At 72.9% G+C, this 16371-nt stretch carries 13 protein-coding genes; all 13 read left to right on the top strand.

What is annotated here, in order from left to right:
• Nucleotides 1-32: 32 nt before the first annotated feature.
• The 13 genes from WMF31_RS29190 (at nucleotide 33) to mraY (ending at nucleotide 16366) form a co-directional block, all read left to right on the top strand.
• On the top strand, nucleotides 33-1388 hold the full coding sequence (locus WMF31_RS29190) for a sigma-54-dependent transcriptional regulator (protein WP_129346407.1): 1356 nt from the start codon (nucleotides 33-35) through the stop codon (nucleotides 1386-1388).
• A gap of 459 nt (nucleotides 1389-1847) precedes the next feature.
• The gene (locus WMF31_RS29185) at nucleotides 1848-2225 is read left to right on the top strand and encodes a response regulator (RefSeq protein WP_436605084.1); all 378 of its coding nucleotides are present in this window, start codon (nucleotides 1848-1850) and stop codon (nucleotides 2223-2225) included.
• A 9-nt stretch (nucleotides 2226-2234) separates the two neighbouring features.
• Nucleotides 2235-3374: a tRNA preQ1(34) S-adenosylmethionine ribosyltransferase-isomerase QueA gene (gene queA, locus WMF31_RS29180; protein ID WP_436605083.1), complete on the top strand. Its 1140-nt coding sequence runs from the start codon at nucleotides 2235-2237 to the stop codon at nucleotides 3372-3374.
• Nucleotides 3371-4492: a tRNA guanosine(34) transglycosylase Tgt gene (gene tgt, locus WMF31_RS29175; protein ID WP_436605082.1), complete on the top strand. Its 1122-nt coding sequence runs from the start codon at nucleotides 3371-3373 to the stop codon at nucleotides 4490-4492. The genes queA and tgt overlap by 4 nt, the downstream gene beginning before the upstream one ends.
• 367 nt (nucleotides 4493-4859) lie before the next feature.
• Nucleotides 4860-6512: a response regulator gene (locus WMF31_RS29170; RefSeq protein WP_436605081.1), complete on the top strand. Its 1653-nt coding sequence runs from the start codon at nucleotides 4860-4862 to the stop codon at nucleotides 6510-6512.
• Nucleotides 6513-6586: 74 nt separating this feature from the next.
• Entirely contained in the window at nucleotides 6587-8728 is a 2142-nt protein-coding gene (locus WMF31_RS29165) for a GYF domain-containing protein (RefSeq protein WP_436605080.1), read from the top strand.
• Between the two features lie 67 nt (nucleotides 8729-8795).
• Nucleotides 8796-9200, top strand: a complete 405-nt coding sequence (locus WMF31_RS29160; protein ID WP_436605079.1) for a cobalamin B12-binding domain-containing protein — start codon at nucleotides 8796-8798, stop codon at nucleotides 9198-9200.
• A 640-nt stretch (nucleotides 9201-9840) separates the two neighbouring features.
• Nucleotides 9841-10299 (top strand): division/cell wall cluster transcriptional repressor MraZ, encoded by a 459-nt coding sequence (gene mraZ, locus WMF31_RS29155; RefSeq protein ID WP_129346414.1) that lies wholly within the window; start codon nucleotides 9841-9843, stop codon nucleotides 10297-10299.
• On the top strand, nucleotides 10296-11243 hold the full coding sequence (rsmH, locus tag WMF31_RS29150) for a 16S rRNA (cytosine(1402)-N(4))-methyltransferase RsmH (RefSeq protein WP_436605078.1): 948 nt from the start codon (nucleotides 10296-10298) through the stop codon (nucleotides 11241-11243). Before mraZ ends, rsmH begins: the two co-directional genes overlap by 4 nt.
• The gene (locus WMF31_RS29145) at nucleotides 11240-11557 is read left to right on the top strand and encodes a cell division protein FtsL (RefSeq protein WP_129346416.1); all 318 of its coding nucleotides are present in this window, start codon (nucleotides 11240-11242) and stop codon (nucleotides 11555-11557) included. Before rsmH ends, WMF31_RS29145 begins: the two co-directional genes overlap by 4 nt.
• Nucleotides 11554-13638 (top strand): penicillin-binding protein, encoded by a 2085-nt coding sequence (locus WMF31_RS29140; protein ID WP_436605077.1) that lies wholly within the window; start codon nucleotides 11554-11556, stop codon nucleotides 13636-13638. The genes WMF31_RS29145 and WMF31_RS29140 overlap by 4 nt, the downstream gene beginning before the upstream one ends.
• Entirely contained in the window at nucleotides 13635-15239 is a 1605-nt protein-coding gene (locus WMF31_RS29135) for a UDP-N-acetylmuramoyl-L-alanyl-D-glutamate--2,6-diaminopimelate ligase (RefSeq protein WP_436605076.1), read from the top strand. The genes WMF31_RS29140 and WMF31_RS29135 overlap by 4 nt, the downstream gene beginning before the upstream one ends.
• Nucleotides 15236-16366, top strand: coding sequence for a phospho-N-acetylmuramoyl-pentapeptide-transferase (gene mraY, locus WMF31_RS29130; protein ID WP_129346419.1), 1131 nt, complete (start codon nucleotides 15236-15238; stop codon nucleotides 16364-16366). The genes WMF31_RS29135 and mraY overlap by 4 nt, the downstream gene beginning before the upstream one ends.
• The last annotated feature ends 5 nt before the right edge of the window (nucleotides 16367-16371 follow it).

Raw genomic sequence — 16371 nt, 5'->3', positions numbered from 1 at the left:
GCCAGGGAGGATGAGGGCGGCGGGGGAGATCCATGTCGAAGATTCTTGTCGTCGATGACCAGCGGAACATGCGGACCACGCTCGCGATGATGCTGCGTGGCGCCGGGTACGAGGTCGATGAAGCGGCCGACGGCAGCGAGGGCGCCGACCTGGGCGCCAAGGGCGCGTACGACGTCGTGCTGACCGATCTGCGGATGGGCGGCTTCGACGGGATCGGCGTCCTGCGCGCGGTGAAGGAGTCGCACGCGATGACGGAGGTCATCGTGATGACCGCGTACGGCACCATCGAGAGCGCGGTCGAGGCGATGCGGCTCGGCGCGTTCGACTACATCCAGAAGCCGTTCTCGGAGCAGGAGCTGCTCGTGAAGGTCGAGCGCGCGATCCAGAACCGCAAGCTCACCGGCCAGGTCCAGCTGCTCGCGAGCGAGTTCAAGGAGCGCTACCGGTTCGAGAACATCGTGGGCCGCTCGCAGGCGATCCGCGAGGTGCTGGGCCGGATCGTGAAGGTCGCGCCGACCGACGCGACGGTGCTCATCACCGGCGAGAGCGGCACCGGCAAGGAGCTGGTCGCCAAGGCCATCCACGCCAACAGCAAGCGCGCGGACCGCCCGTTCGTACCCGTGAACTGCGCCGCGATCAGCGAGACGCTGCTGGAGAGCGAGCTGTTCGGCCACGCGCGCGGCTCGTTCACGGGCGCGGTCTCGGCGAGGAAGGGGCTGTTCGAGGAGGCCGACGGGGGCACGTTCTTCTTCGACGAGATCGCGGAGACCCCGCTCACCTTCCAGGCGAAGCTGCTCCGCGCGATCCAGGAGAACGAGATCCGCCGGGTGGGCGAGAACAAGCCCATCAACGTCGACGTGCGCATCATCGCCGCGACGAACCAGGAGCTCCTGACCGCGGTGGCCGAGAAGCGGTTCCGTCAGGACCTCTACTACCGGCTGAACGTCGCGCGCTTCGTCCTCCCGCCGCTGCGCGCCCGGCGCGAGGACATCCCGATCCTCTGGGAGTTCTTCCTGGAGAAGTACAACCGAAAGATGGCCTGCCGCGCGCGCGCCGCCGACGGCGTCGTCGAGGCGCTGACGCAGTACGAGTTCCCCGGCAACATCCGCGAGCTGGAGAACATGGTGGAGCAGGCGGTGGCCCTCTCGGGCGGCGGCATCATCAGCGTCGACGACGTGCTGCCCGCCGCGGTGCAGCCGAAGCGCCCCTCCGGGACGGGCGGTCGGCTGCTCGCCGATGTGGTCGACAGCGCGGAACGTCAGGCCATCGAGGCTGCGCTCCGGGAGTGCGACGGCAGCCGGGAGCGCGCCGCCGAGGTGCTCGGGATCAGCGCGACCACCCTGTGGCGGAAGATGACGCGCCTGGCGATCACGTACCCACCGGGCTGACTGGCACGCGGCCGCCGGGCTCAGCACATCGGATCTGGCTGGGCTGGCACACGGCCACCGGGCTCAGCCATCCGACCTGGCTGAGCTGGCACACGGCCGCCGGGCTCAGCCATCCGACCTGGCTGAGCTGGCACCCGGAGCCCCGGCCTGAGCCGACGACAGATGCGCTCCGGTCCCCCAGGTCCACGCCCGTCGACCCTGACGGTCACGGCGTCAGGCCGAGCAAGCCGCCTGACTCGGCAGCAAATCAGGACGGCTAACCCCACGACGAATTGCAGCTTTGCAAGGAAGGGACGTCGGGATTTGCCGTAGTGCAATGCGGCAGGTGCTGTAGACTGTGCTCTCCGGTTTCACTCCGGCGTCGGCAACTGCAATCCCGTGATTCGGCAGTCTGGCGCGGCGCTTGCTTCGAGCTTGAGGCGTATGGATGGCGGCGCTCGGCCGCAGGAGGACGCTTAAATGGCCCGGATGCTGATCGTCGACGGTGAGAATTCCCAGCGTCACGCTCTCTCGGCTGGGCTGAGCGTCGAGGGCTTCGAGGTCGCGTTCGCCTCCTCGTTCCAGGATGCGCTCTCCGTCCTCGGCTCGTCGCCCATCGATGTGGCGATGATCGATCTGATGATGCCCGACCTGAACGGCCTCGAGCTGGCGCGCCACGTCCGGCGCGCCTTCCCGAGGGTGCGCATCGTGCTCTCCAGCGCGTTCCACCTCTCCGCGCGCCAGGTCGAGCGCGCCGACTGCGGCGCCGTGGCCTTCGTGCCCAAGCCTTACAAGGTGGGCGAGATCTGTCGCTTTCTCCGCGCCGAGACGAGCGTGCTCACGCCCGCGCCGTGCTAGTAGCGCGGCGTGCGCTGCGAGCTGCTTGACTACGACCTCCCTGAGGCGCTCATCGCGTCGCGCCCCCCCGAGCAGCGGGACGGCGGACGGCTCCTCCTGCTCGATCGCGGCCGCCCGGCCGGCGAGGTCGAGCACACCGCGATCCGGGATCTCGACCGGTACGTCGCGCGGGGGGCGCTCGTCGTCGTCAACGACACACGGGTCGTGCCCGCTCGCCTGTTCGGCAGGAAGCGCGGGACGGGCGGGCAGGTGGAGATCTTCCTGCTGCGCCGGCTGGACGACGCGCCGGCCGGGGCGGAGGACCTCGCCGCCCCGCCGCGGGAGGGCGCGCCGCGGGAGAGCGCGGCGCGCTCCGAGCGCTGGCAGGCGATGGGGCGCGCGTCCAAGCCGATCCGACCGGGCGCGGTGATCGACCTCGAGCGCGACGGGGCGCTCGTGGCGGAGGTCCTGGAGCGCGCGGAGGACGGCGTGCTCACGGTGCGGCTCTCGTCGCCCACAGGGCTGTCCGTCGCCGCGGCGATCGACGCGTACGGCCACGTCCCGCTGCCCCCGTACCTGGGCCGCGGCGACGACGTGTCCGATCGCGAGCGGTACCAGACCATCTTCGCCCGCGTCCCGGGCGCGGTCGCCGCGCCCACGGCGGGCCTCCACCTCTCGCCCGACCTCCTCGGGCGGCTGCGCGCGAACGAGGTCGAGATCGCCAGCGTCACGCTGCACGTCGGGCTCGGCACGTTCCAGCCGATCACCGTCGACGATCTCGACCTGCACCCGATGCACGCCGAGGTCTACTCGGTCCCGGAGGCGACCGCCGCCGCGGTCGCGCGGGCGCGCGCGCGCGGCGCCCCGGTCGTCGCGATCGGCACCACGGTGGTGCGCGCGCTCGAGAGCGCCGCCGACGCTGCGCGCCCTGGCCTCGTGCGGGCGCAGTCCGGAGAGACACGCCTCTTGATCCAGCCTGGGCATCGCTTCCGCGTCGTCGACGCGCTGCTGACGAACTTCCACCTGCCGCGCTCGACGCTGCTCGCGCTCGTGTTCGCCTTCGCCGGCCGCGAGCGCACGCTCCTCGCGTACCGCGCGGCGGTTGACGCCGGCTACCGGTTCTATTCCTACGGCGACGCCATGCTGATCCACGGAGCGGACGCGTCATGAGCCGCACGCCCGGCTTCGCCTTCACGGAGCTCGCGCGGGACGGCCACGCCCGCGCGGGCGTGCTCTCCACGCCGCACGGCGAGGTGCACACCCCGACCTTCATGCCGGTCGGCACCCAGGGGAGCGTGAAGACGCTGACGCCCGCCGAGGTGGCCGCGACCGGCGCGCGCATCGTCCTCGGCAACACGTACCACCTGTGGCTCCGCCCCGGGCCCGAACTCGTCGCCCAGCTCGGCGGCCTTCACGCGTTCACGCGCTGGCCGCACGCGATGCTCACCGACTCCGGGGGCTTCCAGGCGTTCTCGCTCGCCGAGCGGCGCACCCTCGTGGAGGACGGCTTCGTGTTCCGCTCGCACCTCGACGGCGCCCGCAAGGCGCTCACGCCCGAGGTCGCGATGGAGGTGCAGGGGCTGCTCGGGGCCGACATCGCGATGCAGCTCGACGTCTGCCCGCCCGGCGGCGCGCCGCGCCCGGAGGTCGAGCAGGCGTGCCGCCTGACGACGCGCTGGGGGAAGCGTTGCCTCGCGGCCAAGCGCCCGACCCAGGCGCTCTTCGGCATCGTGCAGGGCGGAACCTCGGTGGACCTGCGCGTGGCGCACGCGGACGAGCTCGGGGCGCTGCCGTTCGACGGCCTCGCCCTCGGCGGCTTCTCGGTGGGCGAGCCGATCCCGCTGATGCACGAGGTCGTCGCGCAGGTCGCCCCGCGCCTCGACCTGGCGCGCCCTCGCTACCTCATGGGCGTCGGGACCCCGATCGATCTCGTCCACGCCATCGGCGCCGGGGTCGACATGTTCGACTGCGTGCTTCCGACCCGGAACGCCCGCAACGGGCAGGCGCTCACCCAGCACGGCAAGATCGTGATCAAGCAGGCGCGCTACAAGGACGATCGATCGCCGCTCGACCCGACCTGCGCCTGCCCTGCCTGCGCAGCAGGGTACAGCCGCGCGTACCTGCGGCACCTGTACATGGCCGGCGAGATCCTGGTGCTGCGCCTGCTGACGGAGCACAACCTCCACCTGTACGGCCGCCTCATGCGCGAGGCGCGCGCCGCGATCGCCGAGGGGCGCTACGCGGCGTTCGCCCGCGAGTGGCTCGACGCGCGGACCGCGATCGCGTGACCCTACATCGCCGCAGCCGGTCCCCCTGTCCCCCAGGTAGCGCACCTCTCGCCGGGGCAGGGGAGGCGCCGTCCGCGCGCGGGCGCGAGGCGCGCGGAGGGCCGTGGGGACGGCGCAAGGCGCGCGCGGCCCGCGTGATTCCGGGGTAACATGAGCGGATGGTGAGCTCTCGTCCTCGCCGTCGCCCCGAGCGCTCGCATCCGCGCGCCGCCGGCGGCGCCTCGACTGCGCTCGACCGGGCTGGGTGCCCGCGCCGACGGCCCGCGAGCCCGGGCCGGTCGCGCCGGCCAGACGGCCGTCCCCGCGCGCGGGCCGCGTGCTTGCCCGCGCATTCCTCGTCCATTAGCCTTCGCACTCGGCCCGCGGAATGACGCAAGACGCCAACAAGAAGCCGCTCGGACGCATCCTCCTGCAACAAAGGGCGGTCACGCAGCCCCAGCTCGAACAGGCGCTCCTCGAAGCGCGCGCGAAGGGCGTCCCCCTCGCGACGAACCTCATCGAGAGCGGCACCGTCTCCGAGGTCGCCGCGCTGAAGGCCCTCTCCGAGCAGAGCGGCGTTCCCGGCATCGATCTCAACCAGGTCTGCATCAAGCTGAGCGACCTCTCGATCCTGCCCCGCGAGATCGCCGCGAAGCACAAGCTCCTGCCCGTGCTCGTCCGCGAGGACCGCATCCTCGTGGCCATGGCGGCGCCCGCCGACAAGAAGGTCATCGACGAGCTCGAGTTCGTGACCGGCAAGCGCGTCTTCCCGTACATCGCGCTCGCGGGCCCGCTCGTGCGGACCATCGCGGCCGCCTACGACATGAAGGAGCAGGGCGAGCCGTTCTACGTCGGCGCGAAGTGCCCGCCCGAGGTGCTGAAGCGGGCCGGCCTCGGCGCCGCGGCGTCGCCCGCCTCCGCGCCCGAGCCGCCGCCCGCCCAGCCGGCGCGGCGGCTCCCTTCGGCGGGGCCTCCGTCGGCGGTCGCCCAGCAGGCGCCTCCCGCCGCGCCCAGCGCCCCGCCGGCGCGCCCCGCGCCGGAGCGCCCGCAGGACGACGCGGAGATCTCGTTCGCGGACCTCACCGATGAGCCGAGCCCGCCGGCTCCATCGCCGGCGCGCCTCTCCTCGGCGGGCCCGCCGCTCGTCGTCGACGACGCCATGCGAAGGGCGGCTGCGGCCGACGAGCTGACGGACACGGACTTCGGCACCGCGGATCGCGATCTGTCCGTCGTGGAGTCGCTGCCCACGGGCACGGGCGCGGGCAAGGCGCCGCACGGCGATCAGACCACCCTCCTGGTCGTCGACGACGAGCCGGAGATCCGGAAGCTGCTCCGCCGCATCTTCGAGGAGCGCGGGTACCGCGTCGAGGAGGCCGACCGCGGGCTCCTCGCCCTGCGCATGGTCAAGGAGAATCCGCCCGACGTGATGATCCTCGACGCCATGCTGCCCGAGGTGCACGGCTTCGACATCGCCCGCCGGATGAAGGGCACCCAGCGTTACGGCCACATCCCGATCATCATGATCTCGGCCGTGTACCGCGGGTGGCGGTTCGCCGAGGACCTGAAGTCGAGCTACGGCGTGGAGGCGTACATCGAGAAGCCGTTCCGCGTCGCCGACGTCGTCGCCGCCGTCGAGAACGCGCTCCAGGCGCGCTCGATCCGCGGCGATCAGGACCGGATCTCGGCCGAGGCGGAGCGCCTCCTCGCCGCGGGGATCGCGGCGTACCGCGCGGGCGATTTCGACAAGGCCGTGCGGCACCTGCGCGAGGGGACGGCCATCGATCCGCTCGCGTACCGGCTGCATTTCCACCTCGGCCTGCTCTACGGCAAGCAGGGCCAGCTCTACGATGCCATCCAGGAGCTGGAGACGGCGCTTCACATCAACGGCAAGCACTTCCCGGCGCTGAAGAACCTCGCCGTGCTCTATCAGAAGGCCGGTTTCCGCAACAAAGCCATCGAGACGTGGGAGCGCGCCCTGGGCGTCGCGCCCGATGACCCGACGCGGCAATCCATCAAGGAGCACCTGCTCGGGCTGCTCTGATCGCGCCTACCCTGTGTCGCCCAGGGCCAAGCTGTCGTAGACTGCGCGGATTCCACCGGCAGGCGCGTCCCTGGATGAAATTCATCTGCGATAACTGTAAGGCCAAGTACCAGATCGGGGACGATAAGGTCGCCGGCAAGATGGTACGCATGAAGTGCCGGCGGTGCGGGCACCTCATCCAGGTCAGCGCGAGCGTCACCGAGAGCTCGGTGGCCAAGGCCCTCCCGGTCGAGCCGCCGCGCGCGGCGAGCGACGACGCGCACCTCGTCCTGTCGGGGGACGAGGCCGCGGCGCCCGCGGCCGCGCCGGCTGTCGAGGCCGGCTCCACGGGCGTCGCGAAGCTGGCCGCCAAGGCGCCGGCGCCCGCGGCGCTCGGGCACGGCGGTGCCCCGACGCCGCCCCGGCCGGCCGCGCAGCCTCTCGCGCGCCCGGGCGGCGCGCCTCGACCCGCCGTCGTGCCGCGCGCCACGCCCGGCGCCGCCGCGCGCCCGGCGGCCGGGCCGCGCCTTGCGCCTGCGCCGCAGGATCCGCCGTCGATCCGGGCGTCTCAGCCGTCGTCCGGGGTCCCTGCCATCCCGGTCGCGCCCGCGGCCCGAGCGCCGGAGCCGGCGCCGCCGACGGACGTCGCGAGCGCGGTCAATCGCTCGATGTCCGGGGACCGCCCGCTCGGGAAGGCGCCGGCGGTGCGCGCCACCTCGGGCGAGGACTGGTATGTCGGGGTCGGCGGCGTGCCGCTCGGGCCGGTGCGGCTCGCCGTCATCCGGGAGAAGGCGCTCGCGGGCGCTGTGGACGGCGACTCGCTCGTCTGGCGTGAGGGGTTCGACGAGTGGCTGCCGCTCAAGAACTTCCCGGAGCTGCTCGAGATCGTCACCCAGGCCCAGTCCACCCGCCTGTCCGCGCCCGCGCGCCGCATCAGCACGAGCTTCTCCGCCGCTCAGGCCCAGGTCCCCCCCTCGACGCGGGTCCCCGCGTCGACGCGGATCCCCCCGCTCGCCGCGTCCGCGCCCGCGCGCCCGGGGATGATCGCGCCGGAGCCTCCCGGCGTGAGCGACCCGCCTCCCGCGGTGTCCGGTCCGGTGGCCGCGTTCAGCGCCGGGGCACCCACCTCGGCGCCGCTGTCCGCCGGGGCGCCCGCCTCGGCGCCGCTGTCCGCCGGGGCGCCCGCCTCGGCGCCGCGGTCCGCGTCCGCTCCGCGCGTCACGCCGGTCACGCCCGCTGCGATGAGCGCGCCGGCCGCATGGCCGGACGCCGCGGGCGGCGCCGCGCGGGCCCGCGCCGAGGGCGCCGCGCCGGTCGAGGTGCTCTCCGATCCGTTCGCGACCAGGCCGTCCACCGCGGTCGACCCCTCGCCGCCGCCGGAGCCGGCGCCGCCCGCCACGGCCAGCATCGCTCGTGCCGCGGGCGGGCTGGCCGCCGCGTCGCCGCCGCCGCAGACCCCGTCCGCGATCGGGCTCTCCTCCGCGGAGCCCGCCCCGCTCGTGGCCACGCGCGCCAGCCTGGTGGAGACGGTCGCCCCGAGGCGGCGCTCGGGCATGAGCCCGGTCGCCTATGCCTTCATCGCCATGGCGGCCGCCTTCGGCGGCGTCTCTGCCTACGTCCTGCTGTCGCCGAAGCCGCAACCGGTGCAGGTCCCCACGATCCCGCAGAGCCAGCCGGCCCTCCTGCCGACGGCGGCGCCCCCGCCCCCGCCGAGCGCCGAGCCCGAGCCGGAGGCCCCCCCGCCGGCAGAGACGGCCTCGGCCAAGCCGGGGGCCGCCTCGCCGGTCAAGCCGGGCGGCGGTGTGCCCCAGCGCTCCCAGCCGGAGAAGCCGGCGGCCTCCGCGAGCAACCCCGCTCCGTTCGACCGGTCCGGGTTCGGCGCCGGGGTCCCCGGCCCCTCGTCCGGCCCGGGTCACCAGGGCTCCGGCTCCGGCCTGGGCCAGCTCTCCCAGGGAGAGATCGCGGGGGTGGTCGAGGCGAACCGTCCCGGCGTTCGGCGCCATTGCTGGCAGCCCGCCCTCGACGCGCGCGCGCGAAACGCGCCCAGCACCGCGCGGGTCACGGCCGCCGTGGTCATCAGCCCCTCGGGGGCCGTCCAGTCCGCGACGGCCAGCGGGTCGGAGAAGGACTACCCGGGCCTGTCGAGCTGCATCGCCTCGCGGGTCCGGTCCTGGAAGTTCCCTCCTTCCTCGGGCTCCATGACCGTGAACATCCCGTTCGTCTTCGCCGCCCAGTGAGGACCTGCGCGCAGGGCGCGGGCGCCGCGCTTTACGTCGGCCCGGGCAGGCGGTAATCGACGCGCTCATGGCAGAGCGCAAAGTCCGAATCCTGGTGGCGAAGCCCGGCCTGGACGGCCACGACCGCGGCGCCAAGGTGGTGGCCCGGGCACTCCGTGACGCGGGCTTCGAGGTCGTCTACACGGGCCTGCACCAGACGCCCGACATGATCGCCTCGGCCGCGGTGCAGGAGGACGTCGATGCCGTGGGCCTGTCGATCATGTCCGGGGCGCACAATACGCTGTTCCCCGCCGTCATCGAGGCGCTGCGCAAGCAGGGGGCCGACGACATCGTGGTGTTCGGTGGGGGCATCATCCCCGACGAGGACATCGAGCGTCTCCAGAACGCGGGCGTGAAGGGCGTGTTCACCCCCGGAACCTCCCTGAAGGCGATCGTGGAGTGGGTCCAGACCCACGTGACCCCCCACCGCTGATCGCCGCGGCGGCGCGCCGCCCCACTCTCCCCCACCGCAAGCTCCCCTGGCCGGCCTGCGCGCCGCGGCGGCGCGCCGCCCCACTCTCTGCCACCGCACCCGCCCCCCGCGGGCCCGCGCGCCGCCCCACTCTGCCCCACCGCACCGCCTCCGTGGCCGGCCCGCGCCCCCGACGCGCCGCCCCACTCTGCCCCACCGCCCGTCTCCCCGCGGGCTCGCCACCGGCCGATTCGCCGCTGAGCCCGTCCGCCCACGGCGGCTCCCGCTCGCTGTTTCGAGGGCCAAGACGCCGCGCCCCGGCCGCGATCCACCTCGCGTTTCTTCGTCCTTGCCAGCGTCTGCGTTCCGCGCCTGAACCCCCCCTTCGGGTGTGCCCCACTTCTTCCCACGGGCTCACGAGCGTCGCGTGTCCCATGAAAGTGTCTGATTTTGTTAAAGATTACTTTGGGGGCGAGTGTCTTACATGGGGCGCGGATGAGGTCCAGAAAACTCCCAAACTGTTGACACTCGGCACCTCCCTCCGTAGCGTGGCGGAGCTTCGTGGGAAGAAGTGGCAGAGAATGTCACGACGCGGTGTGCACCCGGTGGAGCAACGCGTCGCCAAGCCCTCGGCGAGACAGGCCAGCCGGAGCTGGGGTCGATGAGCACGATGTTTCGCGGTCACTTCGAGCACGCGATCGACGCGAAGGGGCGCACGAGCCTCCCTTCGCGTTTTCGCGACGTGCTCGCGGCCGCGAACGACCTGCGGATGGTCATCACCCCGGCGCTCTTCGACCCCTGCCTGCACGCCTACCCGATGCGGGCCTGGGAAGAGCTGGAGGCCAAGATCGCCGCGCTGCCTCAGTTCGACGCCAACGTGGTCGCGTTCCGGCGCCGCTACCTGTCGGCCGCCGTCGAGTGCGACCTCGACAAGCAGGGGCGCATCCTCATCCCGCCGTCGCTCCGCGAGCACGCGAGCCTCTCCAAGGACGTGCTGTGGGCGGGCATGGGGCAGACGATCGAGCTCTGGTCGAAGGAGAAGTGGAAGGCCGCTCAGCAGATGAGCGAGGCCGAGCTCCAGAGCTTCAAGACCGCGATTGCGGAGCAGTTCCGCCTATGAACGTTGTCAACGTAGTCCCCATGCACCTGCCCCCTCCACCGCCGCGCCCGCGCGGTGAGCCGCACGTCTCCGTCCTCGGCCGCGAGGTGCTCGCCGCCCTCGCGCCGACCAGCCAGGGCCTCTACGTCGACGCCACCCTCGGCGCCGGCGGCCACGCCGAGGCGATCCTCGAGACCCCCGGCGCGCGCGTCATCGGGATCGACCGCGACGAGCGCGCCCTCGCCATCGCGCGCGCCCGGCTCGCCCGCTTCGGGGAGCGGGTGACCTACGTCCATGGCGCCTTCTCCGAGATCGAGCGGCACCTCGCCGCCCTCGGCGCCCCGCAGGTCGACGGTCTCCTCGCCGACATCGGCGTGAGCTCCATGCAGCTCGACGATCCGGCCCGCGGCATGAGCTTCCGCGCCGAGGGGCCGCTCGACATGCGGATGGATCCGAGCCGCGGCGAGACGGCGCTCGAGCTCATCGAGCGGCTCAGCGACGAGGCGCTCGCGGACCTCATCTACCGCTACGGCGAGGAGCGCCGCAGCCGGCGGGTCGCCCGCTGCATCAAGCAGGCGGCCGACAGCGGCGAGCTCGAGACGACGCTCGATCTGCGGCGCGCCGTGGTCCGGGCCGTCGGGCCGGCGCGCATCGGCGGCGTCGACCCGGCGACGCGCACGTTCCAGGCGCTGCGCATCGCCGTGAACGGAGAGCTCGACGAGCTCGAGGCGCTGCTCGGCGCGGCGCCCCGGATCGTCGCGCCCGGCGGCGTGCTCGCCGTGATCTCCTTCCACTCGCTCGAGGACCGCATCGTCAAGCGCGCGCTGCGCGAGCCGGACGTCTGGCAGCCGCTCACGAAGAAGCCGGTGACCGCGGGCGACGACGAGATCGAGGGCAACCCGAGGGCGCGCAGCGCGAAGCTCCGCGCCGCGCGGCGCGTGGGCCACGGGGGGGCGCTCGCGTGACGCAGCGGCCGTTCCTCGTGCTCTGGACGCTCGCGGTGGCCGCGACGGTGGCGGCGTTCGTCGTGCACCTCGCCCTCCGGGGGCGCACGGTGGATCTCGGCTACCGGCTCGGGCGGGCCCGGGCCGAGCAGGCCCGGCTGCGCGAGGTCAAGCGGGTGCTCTCGCTCGAGGCCGCGAGCTACGAGACGCCGCAGCGCGTGGAGATGGTCGCCCGCACGCTGCTCGGCATGACGCCGCCGCCGCCCGAGCGGGTCATCCCGCTGCGCGCTCTGCCGAAGCCGTCCGGCGCGCCGTCGAGCGGGGAGCGGGAATGAAGAACCTCGACCCCCGGCGCGCCCGCTGGATCCGCATCCGCATGGGGCTGCTCTGCGGCCTCATGGCGCTCGGCCTGGGCGGCGTCGTGTCCGGCGCCTACCGCATCGAGGTGGAGGACGGCGACGCCTGGTACGATCTGGCGGAGCGCCAGCGCCAGCGGCGGCTCCACATCACGCCGAAGCGCGGCACGATCTACGACCGGAACGGCGCGCCGCTCGCCGAGAGCGTGGAGGTGCCCAGCATCTCCGTGGACGCGGTCGAGATGCTCCGGGGCATCGAGGAAAAGTACATCCCGATGCGGATCCAGCAGTACGCCGAGCGCATCGCGGAGGCGCTCTCGCTGCCGGTCGAGGACGTCGCGGAGAAGCTCGGCCGGCGGCGCCGCTTCGCCTGGCTCAAGCGCCGCGTCTCCGAGCAGGAGGTCGAGAACATCCGCGCGCTCATGGACCGGAAGCAGCGCTACCCGGTGCGCGGGCTCGTGATCGAGGGCGAGGGGCGCCGCTTCTACCCGAACCGCGAGCTCGCCGGCCCGCTGCTCGGCTTCGTCGCGACCGACGGCGAGGGGAAGGAGGGGATCGAGCTCAGCCTCGAGCACGAGCTCCGCGGCAACGCGGCGGAGGTGCGCGGGCTCCGCGATCGATCGGGCCGGCTCATCTTCTCCGAGGGGATCGCGGACGAGCACGCGCTCGCCGGGCACAACGTCCACCTGACCATCGACAAGGGCATCCAGTTCACCGCCGAGCGCGAGCTCGATGCGGCGATGAAGACCTACGAGGCGCTCGGCGGCTCGATCGTCGTGGTCGACCCGGAGAACGGCGAGATCCTCGCCATGGCGAGCGCGCCGGGGTTCAACCCGAACGACTACTCGACGAGCGATCCAGCGTCCCGGCGCAACCGCTGCGTCGTCGACCGGTTCGAGCCCGGATCCACGATGAAGATCTTCTCGATCGCGAGCGCGCTCGCGTCGAAGAGCGTCTCCCCGAGCGCGACCATCTACTGCGAGGAGGGGCGCATGGCGATCGACAACGTCGTGATCCACGACACCCACATCCACAAGTGGCTGTCGCTGCCGCAGATCCTCGCCCAGTCGTCCAACATCGGCACGGCGAAGATCGCGCTCGGGCTCGGCGAGCAGCGGCTGTACGAGGGCTTCCGCCGGTTCGGCTTCGGCGACCTGACCGGCGTGCCGCTGCCGGGCGAGTCCGTGGGCGTGCTCCGGCCGCGCGGTCGCCCCTGGGTCCAGGTCGAGACGGCGGCGGCCTCGTTCGGCCAGGGGATCAGCGTGACCACGCTCCAGCTCGCCATGGCCACGGCGGCGGTCGCCAACCGCGGGCGGCTGCTCGAGCCCATCCTCATCAAGCGGATCACCGACAGCACGGGCGTCACGCTGGCGGAGCCCTCGCCGCGCGTGCGCCGCGACGCGATCCCGGCGCACATCGCCCGGCTGATGTCCGAGATGCTCGTCGCGGTGACCGAGGGCGACGGGACCGGCATCGAGGCGGCCATCCCGGGCTTCCGCGTCGCGGGGAAGACGGCCACGGCGCAGAAGGTCGATCCCGCGACGGGCAGGTACACCGACACGCACTACGTGGCGTCGTTCGTCGGGTTCGTCCCGGCCGAGCGGCCGCGGCTCGCCATCGCGGTGGTGCTCGACGAGCCGATGGGCGGCACCTACGCCGGCGGCTCCGTCGCGGCGCCCGTCTTCCGGCGGGTCGGCGAGATGGCCCTGCGCTATCTGGGCGTCACCCCGCGCGGGAGCGTGCCGATGAAGCTGTCGGAGGTCGCCGATCCATCCGAGGACATCGCGGCGAACACCTACCAGGTGCTGAGCGAGGCGCGCGCCGCGGCGCCGCCGGCCTCGGCCGCGGCGGCCGCGCCGTCCGCGCCGCTCAGGAGCGGGGAGCTGCGCGTGCCCGATCTCACCGGCCTGCCGCAGCGCGAGGCGGTGAAGAGCGCCGCCTCGCTCGGGCTCGATCCGAGCGTCGAAGGCACGGGCAGGCTCACGCGCCAGGAGCCTCCGGCCGGGACCGTGCTGCCCAAGGGCTCTCCCCTGAAGCTCATCTTCGAGCCCCCCACATGACGGCGCGCGATCACAGAGAGGCCGCTCCTGAAGAGGCCGCCCTCGCGATCCGCCTCGGCGACGTGCTGCGCGAGCTCCCGGGCGCCGCGCTCTCCCCCGCGGAGGCGGCGGACACGCTCGTCACGGGCGTGCGCCTCGACTCCCGCAAGGTGGAGGAGGGGGACATCTTCGTCGCGCGCGCGGGCGCGCGGGCGCACGGCGAGCGCTTCATCCCGGAGGCCGTCGCGCGCGGCGCGCGGGCGATCCTCGTCGCGCGCGGGAGCGCGGCCGACACGCTCGGCGTCCCGCGCGTCGAGGTGCCCGACGTGCCGCTCGCGCTCGCGCAGGCCGCGGCGGTGGTCTACGGGCACCCGACCTTCACGCTCGAGGTCGTCGGCATCACCGGCACGAACGGCAAGACGACGACGGCCCACCTCGTCCAGGCCTGCGTCGATCGGTGCGGCGGCCGGGCCGGCATCGTCGGGACGCTCGGCTACCGCTTCGGCGATCTCGATCTGCCCGCCTCCCACACGAGCCCCGAGGCGGACGATCTCGCCCGCGCCGCCGCCGCGATGGTCGAGCGCGGCGCCACGCACCTCGTGATGGAGGTCTCGTCGATCGCGCTCGCCGCGCGGCGCGCCGACGCGATCCGCTTCCGGGTCGCCGTCTTCACGAACCTCACCCAGGATCACCTCGACTACCACGGCACGATGGAGGCGTACGCGGCGGCGAAGGCGCGCCTGTTCGTCGATCTCGGGCCCGGCGCCGCGGTGATCAACGTCGACGACGCCTTCGGGCGGAGGCTCGTCGAGCAGCTCGCCCCGGGCGGGCTCTCGCGCCCGGTCGCGGCGACGCTCGTCCGCTACTCCACCGCGGTGGGCGCCGGCCCGGACGCGGCGGAGATCGCCCCGATCGAGCTCGCGCACACCGCGAGCGGCATCTTCATCCGCGCCCGCACCCCCGCCGGCGAGGTCACCATCCGGTCCCCCCTGCTCGGCGCGCACAACGCCTCGAACCTGCTCGCCGCCCTCGCCGCGGCGCACCTGCTCGGGTTCGACCTCGAGGACGCCGCCGCCGCGCTCTCCTCGCCGATCCAGGTCGCGGGCCGCCTCGAGCGCTGCGACGCGCCGGGCGCCGACGACGTGATCGTGCTGGTCGACTACGCCCACACGCCGGACGCGCTCGCGCGCGTGCTCGCGAGCGTCCGCGCGCTGAGCGAGGGGCGCGTCGTCTGCGTCTTCGGGTGCGGCGGCGACCGCGATCCGCTCAAGCGGCCGCGGATGGGCGAGGCCGTCGGGCTCGCCGCCGACGTCGCCATCGTCACCAACGACAACCCGCGGAGCGAGGATCCGCGCGCGATCGCGGAGGCCATCCTGCCCGGCCTCGCCAGAGGGCGCGCGGAGGTCCTCGTCGAGCTCGATCGCGCGCGGGCGATCGAGCGGGCGGTGCTCGAATCCGAGCCGGGGGACGTCGTCCTCATCGCCGGCAAGGGCCACGAGCCCTATCAGATCATCGGCGACGTCACGCTGCCGTTCGATGATCGCGACGAGGCGCGCCGCGCCCTCGCCGCCCGCCGCGCCCGGCGCCACGCCGGGCGACAGGCGCACGGAGGTCCGGCGTGATCTACGAGCTCTTCTACCCGCTCAAGTTCCACTACAGCTGGCTGAGCTGGCTCAACGTCCTGCGTTACATCCCGTTCCGCACCATCATGGCGACGATCACCGCCATGGTGCTGACGTTCGTGCTCGCGCCGTGGTTCATCCGCGAGCTCAGGCGCAAGCAGATCGGGCAGGTGGTCCGCGCCGAGGGGCCGGAGACGCACAAGGTCAAGGCGGGCACGCCGACGATGGGCGGCGCGCTCATCCTGCTCTCGCTCCTGCTCCCCACCGTGCTGTGGGCCGATCTCAGGAACCCGTTCGTCCTCGCGACGGCGGCCGTCACCGCGGGCTACGGCGTCATCGGTTACCTGGACGACTTCCTCAAGATCAAGCGGAAGAACAGCGGCGGCCTGCCCGGGCGCTACAAGCTCATCGGCCAGGTGCTCATCGGCGGCGCGGCCGTGGCCTACACGTTCCTGCTCGCCTCGAAGCTCCCGCCGGACTGGGTCGACATCCGGACGCGGCTCGCGATCCCGTTCGTCGCGTTCTCGAAGTACTCGATCGATCTACCGCTCTACGTCTACGTGCCGTTCGCCGTCTTCGTCGTCGTGGCGTGGTCGAACGCCGTGAACCTCACCGACGGCCTCGACGGCCTCGCGATCGGCCCCGTGATCATCAACGCGGGGACGTACCTGATCCTCGCGTACATCGTGGGCGCCTCCATCGCGAACTTCTCGCTCGCGACCTACCTCGACATCCCGTCGATCGCGTCCGCCGCGGAGCTCTCGGTGTACTGCGGCTCGGTCATCGGCGCGGGGATCGGCTTCCTCTGGTACAACACGTACCCCGCGCAGGTCTTCATGGGGGACGTCGGGTCGCTCGCCCTCGGGGGCGGGCTCGGGATGCTCGCCGTCTTCACCAAGAACGAGCTCCTGTCGGTCGTCCTCGGGGGGATCTTCTTCATCGAGACGGTCAGCGTCATCACGCAGGTCGTCTCGTTCAAGCTCACCGGCAAGCGCGTCTTCTTGATGGCGCCGATCCACCACCACTACGAGAAGAAGGGGTGGGCGGAGCCCAAGATCATCGTTCGCTTCTGGATCATCTCCATCCTCCTGGCGCTGGTCTCGCTGGCGTCGATGAAGCTGCGCTGAGGGCA

This window comes from Sorangium sp. So ce1036 (genome assembly GCF_051369805.1).
Classification (GTDB): domain Bacteria; phylum Myxococcota_A; class Polyangia; order Polyangiales; family Polyangiaceae; genus Sorangium; species Sorangium cellulosum_F.
The sequence above is the reverse complement of the archived record's forward strand: the minus strand, read 5'-3'. Positions and strand labels throughout refer to the sequence as shown.